The 14,485-nt window shown below is 68.9% G+C and carries 17 protein-coding genes and 1 tRNA gene; 5 read left to right on the top strand and 13 right to left on the bottom strand.

Annotated features, from left to right (window positions below; translation table 11 throughout):
- Position 1 precedes the first annotated feature (1 nt).
- A complete protein-coding gene (locus C8N38_RS18745) occupies positions 2-520 on the bottom strand; it encodes a DUF721 domain-containing protein (RefSeq protein WP_108028661.1) in 519 nt (172 codons plus the stop codon).
- 85 nt (positions 521-605) lie between these two features.
- On the opposite strand from C8N38_RS18745, the gene C8N38_RS18740 reads away from it, so the two are divergent.
- A complete protein-coding gene (locus C8N38_RS18740; RefSeq protein WP_108028660.1) occupies positions 606-1,682 on the top strand; it encodes an A/G-specific adenine glycosylase in 1,077 nt (358 codons plus the stop codon).
- Between the two features lie 3 nt (positions 1,683-1,685).
- Here C8N38_RS18740 and C8N38_RS18735 read toward each other — a convergent pair whose 3' ends face one another.
- The 4 genes from C8N38_RS18735 to C8N38_RS18720 form a co-directional block, all read right to left on the bottom strand.
- A complete protein-coding gene (locus C8N38_RS18735) occupies positions 1,686-2,324 on the bottom strand; it encodes an NAD(P)-dependent oxidoreductase (protein WP_108028659.1) in 639 nt (212 codons plus the stop codon).
- Between the two features lie 188 nt (positions 2,325-2,512).
- The gene (locus C8N38_RS18730) at positions 2,513-3,607 is read right to left on the bottom strand and encodes a site-specific DNA-methyltransferase (RefSeq protein WP_108028702.1); all 1,095 of its coding nucleotides are present in this window, start codon (positions 3,605-3,607) and stop codon (positions 2,513-2,515) included.
- A gap of 96 nt (positions 3,608-3,703) precedes the next feature.
- On the bottom strand, positions 3,704-4,342 hold the full coding sequence (locus tag C8N38_RS18725) for a ribonuclease HII (RefSeq protein ID WP_108028701.1): 639 nt from the start codon (positions 4,340-4,342) through the stop codon (positions 3,704-3,706).
- Positions 4,343-4,527: 185 nt separating this feature from the next.
- Positions 4,528-4,977: a hypothetical protein gene (locus tag C8N38_RS18720; RefSeq protein ID WP_108028658.1), complete on the bottom strand. Its 450-nt coding sequence runs from the start codon at positions 4,975-4,977 to the stop codon at positions 4,528-4,530.
- Between the two features lie 180 nt (positions 4,978-5,157).
- Between C8N38_RS18720 and C8N38_RS18715 the strand changes: the two genes are divergently transcribed.
- The 3 genes from C8N38_RS18715 to C8N38_RS18705 are packed head-to-tail and all read left to right on the top strand — an operon-like array spanning position 5,158 to position 7,779.
- Entirely contained in the window at positions 5,158-5,448 is a 291-nt protein-coding gene (locus C8N38_RS18715; RefSeq protein WP_108028700.1) for a hypothetical protein, read from the top strand.
- 31 nt (positions 5,449-5,479) lie between these two features.
- Positions 5,480-6,175 (top strand): winged helix-turn-helix domain-containing protein, encoded by a 696-nt coding sequence (locus C8N38_RS18710; RefSeq protein ID WP_108028657.1) that lies wholly within the window; start codon positions 5,480-5,482, stop codon positions 6,173-6,175.
- A gap of 59 nt (positions 6,176-6,234) precedes the next feature.
- Positions 6,235-7,779 (top strand): hypothetical protein, encoded by a 1,545-nt coding sequence (locus tag C8N38_RS18705; protein ID WP_108028656.1) that lies wholly within the window; start codon positions 6,235-6,237, stop codon positions 7,777-7,779.
- A 7-nt stretch (positions 7,780-7,786) separates the two neighbouring features.
- On the opposite strand, the gene C8N38_RS18700 is transcribed toward C8N38_RS18705, so the two are convergent.
- Genes C8N38_RS18700 through C8N38_RS18685 form a run of 4 tightly spaced genes read right to left on the bottom strand, consistent with a single transcriptional unit; the run spans position 7,787 to position 11,360 of the window.
- Entirely contained in the window at positions 7,787-9,238 is a 1,452-nt protein-coding gene (locus tag C8N38_RS18700; protein WP_108028655.1) for an ArnT family glycosyltransferase, read from the bottom strand.
- Positions 9,213-9,524: a lipid-A-disaccharide synthase N-terminal domain-containing protein gene (locus C8N38_RS18695; protein ID WP_108028654.1), complete on the bottom strand. Its 312-nt coding sequence runs from the start codon at positions 9,522-9,524 to the stop codon at positions 9,213-9,215. Before C8N38_RS18695 ends, C8N38_RS18700 begins: the two co-directional genes overlap by 26 nt.
- On the bottom strand, positions 9,514-10,248 hold the full coding sequence (locus C8N38_RS18690) for a glycosyltransferase family 2 protein (RefSeq protein ID WP_108028653.1): 735 nt from the start codon (positions 10,246-10,248) through the stop codon (positions 9,514-9,516). The genes C8N38_RS18695 and C8N38_RS18690 overlap by 11 nt, the downstream gene beginning before the upstream one ends.
- A gap of 38 nt (positions 10,249-10,286) precedes the next feature.
- On the bottom strand, positions 10,287-11,360 hold the full coding sequence (locus C8N38_RS18685) for a LacI family DNA-binding transcriptional regulator (protein WP_243628082.1): 1,074 nt from the start codon (positions 11,358-11,360) through the stop codon (positions 10,287-10,289).
- Between the two features lie 114 nt (positions 11,361-11,474).
- Between C8N38_RS18685 and C8N38_RS18680 the strand changes: the two genes are divergently transcribed.
- Positions 11,475-11,551, top strand: a tRNA-Arg gene (locus tag C8N38_RS18680).
- Positions 11,552-11,556: 5 nt separating this feature from the next.
- Here C8N38_RS18680 and C8N38_RS18675 read toward each other — a convergent pair.
- The 4 genes from C8N38_RS18675 to C8N38_RS18660 all read right to left on the bottom strand — a co-directional run.
- Positions 11,557-12,555, bottom strand: coding sequence for a tyrosine-type recombinase/integrase (locus tag C8N38_RS18675; RefSeq protein WP_425440061.1), 999 nt, complete (start codon positions 12,553-12,555; stop codon positions 11,557-11,559).
- Positions 12,462-12,728, bottom strand: coding sequence for an excisionase family DNA-binding protein (locus C8N38_RS22350; protein ID WP_425440060.1), 267 nt, complete (start codon positions 12,726-12,728; stop codon positions 12,462-12,464). The genes C8N38_RS18675 and C8N38_RS22350 overlap by 94 nt, the downstream gene beginning before the upstream one ends.
- Positions 12,729-12,760: 32 nt before the next feature.
- Positions 12,761-14,389, bottom strand: a complete 1,629-nt coding sequence (locus C8N38_RS18665) for a DNA cytosine methyltransferase (protein WP_108028650.1) — start codon at positions 14,387-14,389, stop codon at positions 12,761-12,763.
- A 3-nt stretch (positions 14,390-14,392) separates the two neighbouring features.
- The coding region (locus C8N38_RS18660; RefSeq protein WP_146176320.1) for a GapR family DNA-binding domain-containing protein at positions 14,393-14,485 on the bottom strand (93 nt) is incomplete at its 5' end.

Raw genomic sequence — 14,485 nt, 5'->3', positions numbered from 1 at the left:
CTTAGCGTTTCGAACGGGACAGAACCCTGGTCCCGAGGTCTTGCAGGGCGGCGCGCAACCCCTCGTCCCGAACCTCGACCGCCAGATCCGACGCGGCGGCGGCGGTCCGGGGATCGGGGGCAGGCGCGGGCGGCTTCGGGGCAGGGGCGAAGGCCGCCTGGCCCTCGGCAAAGCCCGTCGGAGCGGTCTGGGTCAGGCGGATGCGGGCGATGGCGGCATAGCCGTAGCAGGCGTTCACCTTTTCGCGGAGGGCGTCCTTCTGCATGTCCAGCATCGGCGCATGGGCGCCGGTGGTCAGCAGGGTCAGCGTGGCGCCGAAGCCGTCGCGGCCATAGCGCACCTCGACCGGGCGGCAGATCCGGGCGGTCTCGTCGCCGACCACCTCGGGCCAGTGGGTCAGAAGCCGCGCGACCGCAAAGCCGCGTTTTTCGCCCACGCGCCGGATGCGTCCCTCAAGCAGCGCCGAGGCCCTTTCGAACCCGCGTCTGCGCCGGCTGTTCTGGTCGGTTTGTCCCTGCATCCCTGTCAATTTCCCGATCCCTGACCTACCTTATGCGGCGGCAGGGCGGCCAGCCAGACAAATGACCCGGGCGGGAGCATAAAGATTGCGTGACGACGAGTTGAGCGCCGAGCTTCTGGCCTGGTACGACATCCATGCGCGCGATCTGCCCTGGCGGGTCGGCCCGACGGCGCGCCAGGCGGGCGAGCGGCCAGACCCCTACCGGGTGTGGCTGTCCGAGGTGATGCTGCAGCAGACCACCGTCGCGGCGGTGAAGGACTATTTCCACCGCTTCACGACGCTCTGGCCCGATGTGGGCGCGCTGGCGGCGGCCGAGGATGCCCGGGTGATGGGCGAATGGGCCGGGCTTGGCTATTACGCCCGGGCGCGGAACCTTCTGAAATGCGCCCGCGCCGTCGCCGCCGACCATGGCGGGCGGTTTCCCGACAGCCGCGCGGCACTGCTGGCATTGCCGGGGATCGGCCCCTATACGGCGGCGGCCATCTCGGCCATCGCCTTCGACCGGCCCGAAACCGTGGTCGACGGCAATGTCGAACGGGTGATGTCCCGGCTCTTCGCGGTCGAGACGCCGCTGCCGACCGCCAAGCCCGACCTGACGGCGCTGGCCGCCCGGCTGACGCCACCCGAAAGGCCCGGAGATCATGCCCAGGCGGTGATGGATCTGGGGGCCACGATCTGCACGCCCCGGAACCCCGCCTGCGGGATCTGCCCCTGGCGCGCGCCTTGCGTCGCCCGCGCCGAGGGCATCGCCGCCGCGCTGCCCCGCAAGCTGCCGAAGACGCCCAAGCCGACCCGGCTGGGGCGGGCTTATCTGGGGCGGCGGACCGATGGCGCCTGGCTTCTGGAACGCCGCCCCGAGACCGGGCTTCTGGGCGGCATGCTGGGCTGGCCCGGCAGCGATTGGGCCGAAACAGAGCCTTTTCCCGCTCCGCCCGCCGAGGCCGACTGGCGCCCGCTGGGGACGGAGGTGCGCCACACCTTCACCCATTTTCACCTGAGGCTCGATCTCTGGGTAGTCGATCTTCCCGGGGACTGTATCCCGGAGCGCGGGCAGTTCCTCGCGCCCGGCGCGTTCCGGCCGTCGGACCTGCCGACGGTGATGCGCAAGGCCTTCGACCTTGCGCGCCACGCCTTCGATCCGCCCCGGAACGCCCAAGGCTGAGGGTCAGCGGATCAGCACCGGCGCTTCGCCGATATGGCTGGCATCCTCGGCGGCATGCACCAGGAAATGTGCGACATCCCCGCGCGAGATCAGCCCGTTATGCCAGGTGTCGGGCTCGACCAGCACATCATAGGCATGGCTGGGCGCGGTCGAGGTCAGGATGCCGGGCCGCGCGATGGTCCAGTCAAGCCCGGACTCGCGGATCAGCCGCTCCTGCGCGGTCTTGTCGGCATAGGCCCGTTCCAGCAGGGCCTTGAAGCCCAGCTTTTCGACCGTGCTCATCTTCGCCTTGCTGTCGCCCGCGCCAAAGCCCGTGACGGCCAGCAGCCGCCGCACCCCGGACGATTTCATTGCCGGTAACAGCACCCGTGTCGCGTCCGAGAAAAGCGTGGTCTTCCGCATCATCGCGGGCAGCGTCTTCGGCAGGCCCAGCGTCACGATCACCGCGTCGACGCCCTGAACCGCCGCCTTGACCGCGGCCGCGTCGCACGCGTCGCCGGTCACTTTTTCCAGCTTCGGATCGTCGATCGCGATGCCTTCGGCGCTCCGCGCGAAGGCGCGGACGTCATGGCCGCGGCCCAATGCATAGCGCACCGTCTCGAGCCCGATCCCCTTGCTTGCTCCGATCACCAACAGTTTCATGCGTCACCTCCTCTGCTACCAGATAGGCGCGCCGGACCGGTTCTGACAGCAAACGGAGGAAAGACAGCGGCATTCCGCCTGCCGCGACCACTGGCCGGGGCCCGTCGGCCCAATGAACGACGCTCGGCCAGATCAGTGCAAGGCCGCGCCCCGCACCCCTGAGGGGCACGGGGGCGACTGTCCTTGCCTCAGTCGTGAAGCTGGGCGCGGATCTGCTGGCGCAGCACGTCGATCGGGACCGTCTGTCCCTCGCGCCGGTAGTGCCAGTAGGTCCAGCCGTTGCAGCTTGGCGCGCCTTCGAGAGCCGCGCCCACCTGATGGATCGAGCCGGTCACCGCCTCGCCGACCAGCGTGCCGTCGGCCCGCACCTTGGCGGTCTTGCCGCGCGGCGAGATCAGCACCTCGCCCGGACGCAACAGCCCGCGCTCGACCAGCTGGCCGAAGGGAATGCGCGGCTCGGCGCGTTTCGAGGCCGAGACGACCAGCGCCTCGCGGTCGAACTTGCGCACCTTGGCCAGCCGCCGCTCGGCCACCTTGCGATAGGCCTCTTCGCGTTCGATGCCGATGAAGTCGCGGCCCAGCATCTTGGCGACCGCGCCGGTGGTGCCGGTGCCGAAGAACGGGTCAAGCACCACATCGCCGGGATTGGTCGTGGCCAGCAGCACCCGGTGCAGAAGCGATTCAGGCTTTTGCGTCGGATGCGCCTTGTCGCCGTTCTCGTCCTTCAGTCGTTCGTGCCCGGTGCAGATCGGCAGCACCCAGTCCGAGCGCATCTGCACGCCCTCGTTCAGCGATTTCAACGCCTCGTAATTGAAGGTGTATTTCGCGCCTTCCGATTTCGAGGCCCAGATCAGCGTCTCATGGGCGTTGGTCAGCCGCTTGCCGCGGAAATTCGGCATCGGGTTCGACTTGCGCCAGACCACGTCGTTGAGGATCCAGAAGCCCTGGTTCTGCAACTCGGCGCCCATGCGGAAGACGTTGTGATAGCTGCCGATCACCCAGATCGCGCCCGTCGGTTTCAGCACCCGGCGCGCGGCGGCCAGCCAGTCATGGGTAAAGCGGTCATAGGCCGCAAAGCTGTCGAACTGGTCCCAATGGTCGTCGACCGCATCGACCTTGGAATTGTCGGGGCGATGCAGATCGCCCTTGAGCTGCAGGTTATAAGGCGGGTCCGCAAAGACCAGATCGACCGATGCCTCAGGCAGGCCGTTCATCGCCTCGATGCAGTCGCCGGGCAAAATGGTATTGAGCGGGAGCGTGAGCGCCCCCTTCGTTCTGGTCATCGTCGTCACACTGCCTCGCTTCGCGCCGTTCTTCGGCGTCCTTTGTGTAAGGACAATGTGAGTCATACCCGATTCGCCGTCAATTTCTTTTTTGAATCAGGGACTTATGGATTTATCTTGCCACAAGATATTGTATACAGGCTTGAACGAACGCCTATGGTGTGGGCTGACCCCCATATCTCGGAGAGCGCGCAGGTGTTCTTTCGTGGGATAGCCCGCGTTATGATCCCAGCCGTAGCCCGGATACTGTTGCGCAAGCTCCACCATGACCGCGTCGCGCGCGACCTTGGCCACGATCGAGGCGGCGGCGATCGACAGGCAGCGCGCATCGCCCTTGACGACGCGGATGCCCCGGCAGGGCAGGGCCCTGGGCAGGCTGTTGCCGTCGATCAGCGCCAGATCGGGCGGTACGGGCAGCGCGGCCAGGGCGCGGCACATCGCCAGATGGCTGGCCTGCAGGATGTTCAGCTCTTCGATCTCGCGGGCGCTGGCCTCGCCAAGGCCGATGGCGGCGCGGGCGCGGATCTCGGCGGCCAGCACCTCGCGGCGATGCGCGGTCAGGGTCTTTGAATCGCGCAGACCGTCGGGGATGTCGTCGGGGGTCAGGCAGACGGCGGCGGCCATCACCGGGCCTGCCAGCGGACCGCGGCCGACCTCGTCGACGCCGGCGATCAGCCGGGCGCCGCCGGCAAGGGCTTCGGCTTCGAGGGAGAAATCGGGAAGGGGCTTCGTCATGGGCAGACAGAACCGCCAAATGCCCGGCCCGGCAAGGCCCATTCCCGGGAACCGTGGCCGCAAGCGACCGAAACGGCACAACGTTGGGGCGGAGAGTGCCTCGTCTCCCTCCGCCCCCCGGCACGGGCCTTACCCCCGGCCCGCGCCCTGCCCGCCGGGCCCCGACGCGCCCCCCTTCCGGGCGGTCAGCGGCGCCGGGAGCCGATCCGGTAGCCGGTGTCGGCGAGGCAGCTCATGGCATAGACATCGCGCTTGCCCCGTCCGGGCAGCGCGCAGTGCCTGGGCAGGTCCCGCAGCCCGGCCTGCCGCAGGCAGCGATCCGAGGCGACCTGACGGGACCCGTGCCGGGTCTCGACCCGGCTGATGCAGCGGGCGGGGACCGAGCGGGCGGCAGGGCGGCGGTCGCGCCAGAACCGGTCGGCACGGGGCGGCGGCGCCGGCGCGACATGGTGCCGGTCGTGCCTGTCCGCCTTGCCAGTGTGGCGGTCGATCCCGTTCACGATGACGAACAGCGCGGTCGCCCCCAGCAGGGCCTTGGCGACATCCGATCCGTCGGCGGCGCGGGCTGGGGCGGCCCCGACCGTGCCAAATGCCAGTGCGGCGGCAAGAAGCGGGGCGATGATGCGGTGTCTCATGAGGTGGTCCTTTGCATCCGGTCGCGGCGGGACGTCCGCCGCCTGTCGATGCGCGCAGGCTGGGTCCCGGCCGGTTGCCGCGCAATAACGCGGGCCTGCTATCGAATAACCGCGTGTCTTTCCGCAGGGGTCTGACGGTTGTCATTGAATAGCGCTGCTGCCTGGACCATGCTCCGGGCCATGATCCTGCGCCCGATCCTCGCCTGCCTTCTGCTTGCCGCCCTCAGCGGGCCCGCCGCGGCCGCCTGCTATGCCGATTACAAGGCCAAGCAGGACAATCCGCTGAAGCTGCATTACGGCGTGATCGAGCTGCCCGACGCTGTCTGCGGCAGCCGCGACGCCGCCGCGCGCGAGATCGACCGGCGGATCCGGCGGGGCGGCTGGCAGCTTCTGAACGTCATGTCGATCTTCGGGGCCGAGGGCCTGGGCGACCGCAAGGCCAGCGCCGGCGGCTTCTTCCTGAAATACTGACGATGGGCGGCGGGCCGGAAAGGACCGGGCTGTGAGCGCGCCGTCGAGGCACCGCCCGCTGCAGGCCGCGCGGGTGGTGGTGGTGGGGCTTCTGGCCATCGTTGCGATCCTTCTGGGCGCGGCGGTCCTGCTGTTTCTGAACCTGCCCGACGCCAATGCCTTCAATGCCCGGGTCGAGCGGATCTTCGTCGAGAACGACGCGCTGCGCTCGGGCGCTGAGGTGAAGCTGCTGGAGATCCTGGCGCAGTCGGGCACCGCCTTTTCCGATGTGCTCGCGTCCTACCGGATGGTGATCTTCGTGCTGCTGGTCTTCTCGACCGCGCTTCTGGTCGCGGCGCTGGTGTTTCTGTTCACCATCGTCACGCTGAACCGCCGCATGTCGGAAATCGAGCGCGCGGGCATCCGGGTGTCGTCGCTGGTGATCAGCCGGGCCGAGAATACGGTGATGCTGAACGACATGGCGTTCCGGCTGACAGAGGCCGCCATCGAGACCCTGTCGGTGCTGGCCGAGGCGCGGATGGACGACGACATCCTGTCGGGCGCCGAGATCGAGGCCACGGTCTCGGGCCGCCGCCCCGAGGAGTGCGACGAGGCCGCGGGCGCGACCCGGATCAAGCGGCTGCGCGATTCGCTCGGCAACCAGATCGTCAGCGAGCTTCTGGTGCGCAACGTGGCACGGCGCGGCTATGTTCTGGCCATCGACAAGGACGTGATCCGGATGACCTGAATGCGCGGCCCGCGCGGTCGGCACTGGACCCGGACGCCCGGCTTGGGCAGGATCGGCCCATGCGTTTCGGTTTCGTTGCCCTTTGCCTGATGGTCTGCCTTCTGCCGCTGCGGCTTGCTGCCGAAGAGGTCGTTCTGGCACGCTCGGCCTTGGTCGAAGGGGCGTTCGGCACCTATCTGGCGATGGGGCTGAAGTTGCCGCCGCAGGACGAGACCCTGCCGCTGGTGGGCGACCGCGGATTGCGCTCGGGCGGGCAGGTGCTGCGCCATCTGGCCGGACAGCAGACGGTGAACGGCTTCGAGGGGGTGCTGTACGACAATCGCGACCGGGGCCATTCCACCCTGCCCAAGGACCTGTTCCCGCGGCTGACCCGGCTGAGCTACAGCGATCAACTGCGCAAGGCCGGGGCGGATTACGGGCTGGCGGGCAAGATCCTGCTGCCGGCCGTCGTCTTCGGCAATTCCTCGACCTCGGTTACCTCGGGCCCGGCCCAGCGCAGCCTGCCCCGGTTGGCGATGACCTCGGCAGACGGACCCGCGCAAAGCGCGCGGCTCTACGAGAACAACCACCTTTACGTCTATCCCGAACACCGCGACCATGACGAGGCCGACCGCTATCCCGCGAACTGGCCCTACATGCTGATCAGCCAGGGCTCTTCGGGGTCCGACCAGCCCTTCCTGGCCGCGCTGGCGATGACGCTGGCGGCCTTCCCGCCCGACACCTTCGCGGCGCTGCGCGACAACAGGCTGATGGCGCCGACGCTGCAGATGATCCTGCGCCGCAGCTATGCCCCGGTGCGCAGCCGCGAGGCCTATCTCAGCGGCATCGCCCATCCGGTGGTTTTCGAGGGCGACGCGCTGCGCCCCGGGCGGATGATGGGCGAGGCGGCGGCGATGCGGCCCGACACGATCCCGCCGATGGTCCGGCTTCGGGTCGAGGAGGACGGCTTCGGCGAGGCCGAGGGGCTGGCGCGGCTGTCCGAACGGCTGTTCGACACCGAAGGCGCCATCGCCCGGATCTGGCGCAATTTCGGCTGGTCGCGCGAGATGACCGTCAGCGCCGCCGGGACCCGCGATCCGAACGGCCGCAAGCTGACCTTCACCTGGGCGCTGCTGCAGGGCGATCCGGCCCGGGTCTGGATCGAGCCGCTGGATCCGGACGGCAGCCGCGCGCGTATCCGGGTGGCCTGGCACGATCCGAAGACGGTGATTACCCGCGACCGCACCGGCTATCACAACCGCAGCCAGTCGCGGGTCGAGATCGGGGTCTTCGCCTCGAACGGGGTCAACGACAGCGCTCCCGCCTTCGTCACAGTGTTCTTCCCCGATCACCAGAACCGGACCTATGCGACCTCGGGGGCGGGCGGCATGCGGCTGGTGTCGATCGACTACGATGCGATGGGGCGCGGGGTCTATTACGACCCGCTCCTGTTCTGGTCGGCCCCCTGGACCGACCGTGCAGACTATGACGGGTCCGGGGCGCTGAAAGGCTGGACCCGGATCGGCCATGACGGCAATACCCGCACGCTGCCGCCCGAGGTGGGCGAAGGCGTCTACCAGATCGAACGGCTGCAGCCCGACCGGCCCTATCTGATCATGCCCTGAGCCGCGCTCAGCCGTTCCAGCAGCTGGCCGGAAGCTTGAAAATCAGGAACCGCTTGCCGCGATAGGCCCCGGTCTCGGGGGTCAGCTCAGTCAGCGGGTCGGTCCCGTCCGCGCAGGCGGGGGGCGTTCCGGCGGCGACGTACAGCACCGTTCCGGACAGCCCGCGCGGCAGCGCATGGCGCAGCGCGTAGTGGTTCGAGGCGCGGCCCTCGGGCGGCGGCGCATGGATCGACACGTCGCGGTCGCGCCCGGTATAGAAGAGATCGGCCAGCAGGTCGCGATTGTCGGCGACGATGACCCGCTGCTCCTCGGCCTCGGCGATGTCGAGGATCCTGTCGCTGAGATCCGTACGCCCCAGATATCGTTCCAGCACCGGATGCCCGCCGAAACTGGCCGAAGGCGCGTAGACTCCCAGCACCGGCAGCGCCAGCGCCACCGTGCCGTTGATGGCGAAGGACGCGATCCTCAGCCCCCGGCCCAGCCGCGGCAGAACCGCCAGCGTCCCGGCCAGATAGGCCGCCGCCGCCCAGTTGGCATAGGCCCCCGACAGAACCGCCTCGACCGAGACGATGGCCACGACCGGCAGCGCGAAGACCAGCATCAGCCGGGTCGGCGCGTCGCGGTCGGACCAGCGCAGCGCGCCCCAGATCAGCGCCGCGAACAGCACCGGGCCGAAGACGGCGAACTGGCTGCCCAGAAACTCGACAAGCCCGGCGATATTGAACCCGGCCCGGGCCGAGGGGTCGCGCACCCAGTCCGCATTGTCGAGCGTATGTTCAAGCGTGGTCAGACCGTTTTGCAGGTTCCAGACCACGTTGGGCGAGATCGTCACCGCGAAGGCCAGAAGCGCAAGGCCCGCGTCGCGCAGCCGCGGCCGGGCAGGGGGGATCAGAACTGCCGCCAGCGCGGCGCAAAGCGGATAGTAGATTGCCGCGTATTTCGACAGGAAGGCCAGCCCCAGCGCCACGCCCGCCGCCAGCGCCCAGCCCGGCCCGGGCCGCGCCAGCATCCTCAGCCAGAACCCGAGCGCCAGCGCCAGAAACGGGAACATGATGGTGTCGGTCGAGATCAGGATCGAGCCCGCCGCGACCATCGGCAGGGTGATGAAGCCCAGAGCCACCCAGATCGCCGCTTGCCGGCCCCAGAGCCCGGCGGCGACCCGCCCGAGGATCAGCGCCGTCGCGGCATGGAACAGCGGCGCGGGCAGCCGCACCCAGAACGGCGCGTCATTGCCTGCGAGCCCGGTCACCGCGCGGATCACCCAGCCGATCATCGGTGGCTTTGAATAATAGCCGAAGGCCAGCTCGCGGCCCCAGAGCCAGTACTGGGCCTCGTCGACGAAGAGGTCCATCCGGTTCAGCCAGAGCAGCCAGACCCGGATCGCCGTCACCGCGAGGACGGCGGCCGCGGCCGGGATCAGCCAGCCGTGGCGGTCAGGCGCTGCGGCGCCGGTGCGCATGAATCAGCCACAGGTTCCGGGTGTAGATGAAGACGCCGGTAACCTGCCCCAGGATGAAGACCGGGTCCTTGCGGTAGACCGCATAGGCCAGAAGGATCACGCCGCCCGCCATCGAGAAATACCAGAAGGCCACCGGCACCACAGAATTGCGCGCCCGTTCCGAGGCGATCCACTGCACCAGGAAGCGGGCGGTGAACATCAGCTGGCCGCCCAGCCCGACGACGACCCACCAGAATTCGACCCAGCTGTCGACATGCAGCCAGCCGAAGACGGTCTCAATGGCCATGCGGCACCTCCTCGGTGGCGCGGGCCTTCTTGCGGCGCAGGATCAGCCAGGACACGCCGATCAGGTCGTGGATGCCGACCAGCGCGCGCTGGAGGTTGTTGTAGTTCGACTGTCCGGCATGGCGTTCGCGGTGACTGACATCGACCAGCGCGATCTCCCAGCCGTCGCGCTTGAAAAGCGCGGGCAGATAGCGGTGCATGTGATCGAAATAGGGCAGGGTCAGGAACAGGTCGCGCCGGAAGCCCTTGAGCCCGCAGCCGGTGTCGCGGGTGCCGTCCTTCAGCAACCGCGCCCGGATCGCATTGGCCGCGCGCGAGGCCCATTTCTTCGAGGCGGTGTCCTGCCGCCCGACCCGCTGCCCGGCGACCAGCCCCAGCCGACCGGTCTCGTCGGCCAGGAGCGGCGCCCAGAGCTTCGGCAGTTCGGCGGGCGGGTTCTGACCGTCGCCGTCAAGCGTGCAAACCACCGGCGCGCGCGCCGCCAGCACACCGCTATGCACGGCCGCGCTCTGCCCGCCCGAATTCGGGTGGCGCAGCAGCCGCAAGGCAGGGTCGGATTTCATCCGCTCGGCGACGATGGCCGCCGTCCGGTCGGTCGAGCCGTCGTCGACGACGATCACCTCGTGGCTGTCGAGACCCGCGCAGGCCTCGGCGATTTCGCCCAGAAGAAAGGCGACATTCTCGGCCTCGTTCTTCATGGGAATGACGATGGAAACGGCTGGCATTGAGGCCTCGTTGGGGCGCCGGAGCGATTTGGCCGCGGTTAAACCTGATCGCGGACGGCTTGTCCACATCTGGCAAGGTCGGCGCGCAGGGTATGGCCCGGGTCGATCCGCGGCGTCAGCGCCACCCGCTCGCCCTTGCCGGGCAGACCCTTGGCGACGCAGTCGGCGATGATCTGCGCCGCGCGGCGGCCGATCTCGCGGCGCTGGATGTCCATCGTGGCCGGGCGCAGCGGCAGCCCGCTCAGCAGCTCGATGCCGTTGAAGCCCGCCAGCCCCAGCTTGCCCGGCACGTCGAAGCCGCGCTCCAGACAGTAAAGCAGCCCGCCCGCCGCGATCATGTCGTTGGAGAAGTAAAGGAAATCCAGATCGGGATGACGGTCCAGCAGCGCCCGCGTCATCTCGCGCCCCTTCTCCAGCCCCGATCCGCCCGAATAGAATTCCTGATCGACGATCTCGAGACCCGCCCGGGCAAGCGCCCCGGTGAACCCCTCGAACCGCTTCCGCGCCCGGTGGTCCATCGGCATCTTGGTGCCGAGGAAACCGATCCGGCGATAGCCCGCCCCCGCGATGGCCCGCGCCATCTCGGCCCCGGCACGGCGATGCGAGATGCCGACGACCGAGTCGATGGGCTCGCCGTCCAGATCGAGGATCTCGACCACAGGAATCCCCGCGGCCCGCAGCATCGCCCGGCTGGCCTCGGAATGTTCGAGCCCGGTCACGATCAGCCCCGAGGGCCGCCAGGACAGCATCTCGAACAGCACCTTCTCCTCATGCGGCGGGTCGTAGCGGGACAGCCCGAAAACGGGCTGCAGCGGCGTGTCCTCGAGGACCTCGTTGATGCCCGCCAGCACTTCGGGGAAGACCATGTTCGACAGCGACGGAATGATCACGCCCACAAGGTTCACGCGCTGGCTGGCCAGCCCGCCCGCGATGCGGTTGGGCACGTAACCCAGCCGCTTGGCGGCCTCCAGCACCTTGGCGCGGGTCTTCTCCGAGACATCGCCGCTGTGCCGCAGCACGCGGCTGACCGTCATCTCGCTGACGCCCGAGGCTTCGGACACGTCGCGCAGCGTCAGCGGTCGGCTCGGTCTGTCGGGACGGTCTGCGGTCACGGGGCGACAAGTCCTTCAGAGGGGTGATCGCACCAGTTAAGCGGGAATGGCCCGGATGTCCAAGGCGAAGCGGTCTTGCAACTGCGGCGTTTTCCGAGGAAAAAGACGGCGCGTGGTCCCGTGGCTCAACTGGATAGAGCAATCCCCTCCTAAGGGATAGGTTGCAGGTTCGAGTCCTGCCGGGATCACCATAAAATCAAATACTTAGGTTGGGTTTTGGGGATTGCCCTCTGGTTCGTTGAACCAATTTGGGCGTTCCGAACTCCAAAGATCCGGCCGCGCGGCGTAGATGGCCGGGGCTGAAGCGCGCATAGGTCGAGCGTGTGATGTTCGGATTCGTGTGGCCGAGATACTCCGCAATCTCCTCGATGGGCACACCGGCCTCGGCCATGAATCGGCCTGCCGTCCGGCGCAGATCGTGCGGGGTGCAGTGGGCGATTCCGGCCCGTGCGACGGCGGCATTGAACCCGGTCTTGATCGAGCCGACGCGGCGCCCGCCCCATTCCACGACGTACTCCGAAACGGCGGCCTGCCTCGCGTCCTGAAGCGCCGCCATCAGCGTGTCGTTGATCGGCTCCGTGGCGCGCCCCTTGCGCGGGCCCAGATCGTTCGTTGCCAGCTTGATCGTACGGTTCGCCAGGTCGACCCGGCCCCAGGTCAATTCCAGAACCGCGCCGCTTCGTCCCGCCGTTGTCAGCATCAGCAACATGGCCAGCCGAATATGCGGGTCGATGGCGGCGGCCAGCAACTCGTCCACCTCCTCCCGGGACAGATAGCGGTCGCGCGGCGCCGGTGTCGGCGGCATCTCGATTGGCGGGGCTGAGTAGATCAGGCGGGTCTTCTGGGCCCAGAGGATTGCGGACCGAAGGCACCCGAGCTCGGATCTGATCGTTCCATCTTTCCGCCCGGCCGAGCGGCGCCTCGCGGTGTAGCCCCGGCAGTCGGCCACGGTGATCTGCCCGACCGACAGGTGCCCGAAATGGGGCAGCACAACGCCTCCGGCCTGGGCAACCTTGGCGCCCTGGCGCCGGTCGCCCATTTCGATGCGATAGGCATCCCAGACCTGGGCGACCGTCATGCCCGCGGGCGGGGCGTCCAGCCTCAGGATGAGGTCGCGCGCTTCCCGCTCGGCCTCCCGGGCCGTGTGGGCCTCAAGACGATAGCGTCGCCGTTTGCCATCGTCGTCCGTCCAGATGACGACATGTCGGCCCTTGAGGCGGCCGAGCCGAAAGTCCCGCATTCGAAGTCCCTCACCGTCTGTGCTGATACCCTGAGAAGTCGCCCGCCGACTCGGAAGGCGGGCAGGCGACCGTCCCGGATCATCGCGCGCACGGTTTCGCCCGAGCAACCCCAGCGCTCGGCGAGCATGTCCGGGGTGTAGGGGCGTTGCGGTTCAGCCATCATGCGGCCTCCCTCTGCTTTTCTGCCAGGTGTTGGCAATTCGCGGCGATGATCGCGGCCGCGACCGGCGGGCAGACCGAGTTGCCGCACATGCGGGTCTGTTCGGTCTTGGTGAAGGCGCGGCCGTCCGGAGCGGTGTCGATCCGGTAGCTCTCGGGGAAGCCCTGGGCGCGGAACATCTCGCGCGGGGTCAGCATGCGCATGCCGATATCGGCGATTGCATAGGTCGCGCCGTCGATCTCGACCGTCACCAATCCGAAGGTGTCGCGGGTCGAGAGCGTGTGCAGCGGCGCGTCCGCGGCCTGGCCGGTGCCCGCGCCGTAGTATTTCTGCAGGAAGGCCGCGACCAGCGCGCCATGCCCGCCCCCGGCGCAGAGCGTCGGCGCAGGCGCGGCGAGGGACTGATCGCGCCGGGTGGTGCCGTGCAGGCTCATCAGATGCGCGGCCACGATCTGCTGCTGCGTGCCGCGGGTGGTGAGGGTGGAGAGCGGGGCCCCGGCCGGGCGGCCGGCATGGCGCTGCATCCGCGCCCCGGCATTGTGCTGGGCGAGGAAGGCCGCGACGAGGGCATGCTTGGCGCCGCCCGCGACCACGGTGCCGAGCGGGCGGTCGAGCCCGGGCACGCGCGGCGCCTGGCCCGGCCGCTCGCCATAGCCGGTCTGGATCAGGGTCGGCACGACCAGGGCGTTCTGGTCCTTGGCGCTGGCGGTTACGGTGTGCAGCGGGTCGAAGCCCGACCGCACCGCGCCGCCCTGCTGGGCGTAGGTCACGAGGAACGGCTCCTGCGCCTCGATCACATAGCGCATCACGCCGCGGGCGATGCGGCGCAGGGTCGGCTCTTTCAAGGGGCGCACCGCGCGCAGCCCGTGCCGGGCGAGGATCTCGGCCGAGCTGTCGAAGATCGACGGGCACGGCAGCGACCAGTCGACGATCCCGGCGGCGGTCCGCCAGGGCGCGCGGCGGCCCGCCCGCACCTCGGGGCTGTCCGGGGCGCCATGGGTCGGCGCGGGCCAGACGATGGGGCGGCCGTCGCGGCGGGCGACCAAGAACAGCCGCTTGCGGATCGTGGGCGCGCCGTAGTCGCAGGCCCGCAGCTCGCGCCACTCGACGCGATAGCCGAGGCGGCGCAACTCGCCGACCCAGTGGCGGAAAGTCTGGCCGCGGCGCTCGGGACTAGGGCGGTTGGCCTCGGTCAGCGGCCCCCAGTCGCGGAACTCCTCGACATTTTCCAGCGCGATCACCTCGGGCCGGACCCGACGCGCCCAGAGCACGACGACCCAGGCCAGATCGCGGATGTTGCGGGCGACCGGCTTGCCGCCCTTGGCCTTGCTGTGATGCTTGCAGTCGGGGCTGAACCAGGCGAGCCCGACGCGGCGGCCGCGGCAGACCTCGGCCGGATCGACATGCCAGACATTGGAATTGAGGTGGTGCGTTGCCGGGTGATTGGCCTGGTGCAGGGCGAGCGCGGCGGCATCGTGATTGATCGCGACATCGGGGCTGCGGCCGAGCGCCATCTCGATCCCGGTCGAGGCCCCGCCCCCGCCCGCGAAGCTGTCGACGATCAGCGGACGGGGATCGGCCGGGCGCTCGGCCGCGAAGTCGAACAGAAGAGACGAACCGTCAGCCATGGCTCAGCCCATCCCCAGCGCGTCTTTGTACATCTCGAGGATGGCTTCCTCTTCGGCGATGTCGTCCCTGTCGCGCTTGCGCAGCGAAATCACCTT

The sequence above is a fragment of the Rhodovulum kholense genome (genome assembly GCF_003053725.1).
Lineage (GTDB): Bacteria > Pseudomonadota > Alphaproteobacteria > Rhodobacterales > Rhodobacteraceae > Rhodovulum > Rhodovulum kholense.
Note: the sequence above shows the minus strand (reverse complement) of the source record. Positions and strands in the feature narration are given on the sequence as shown.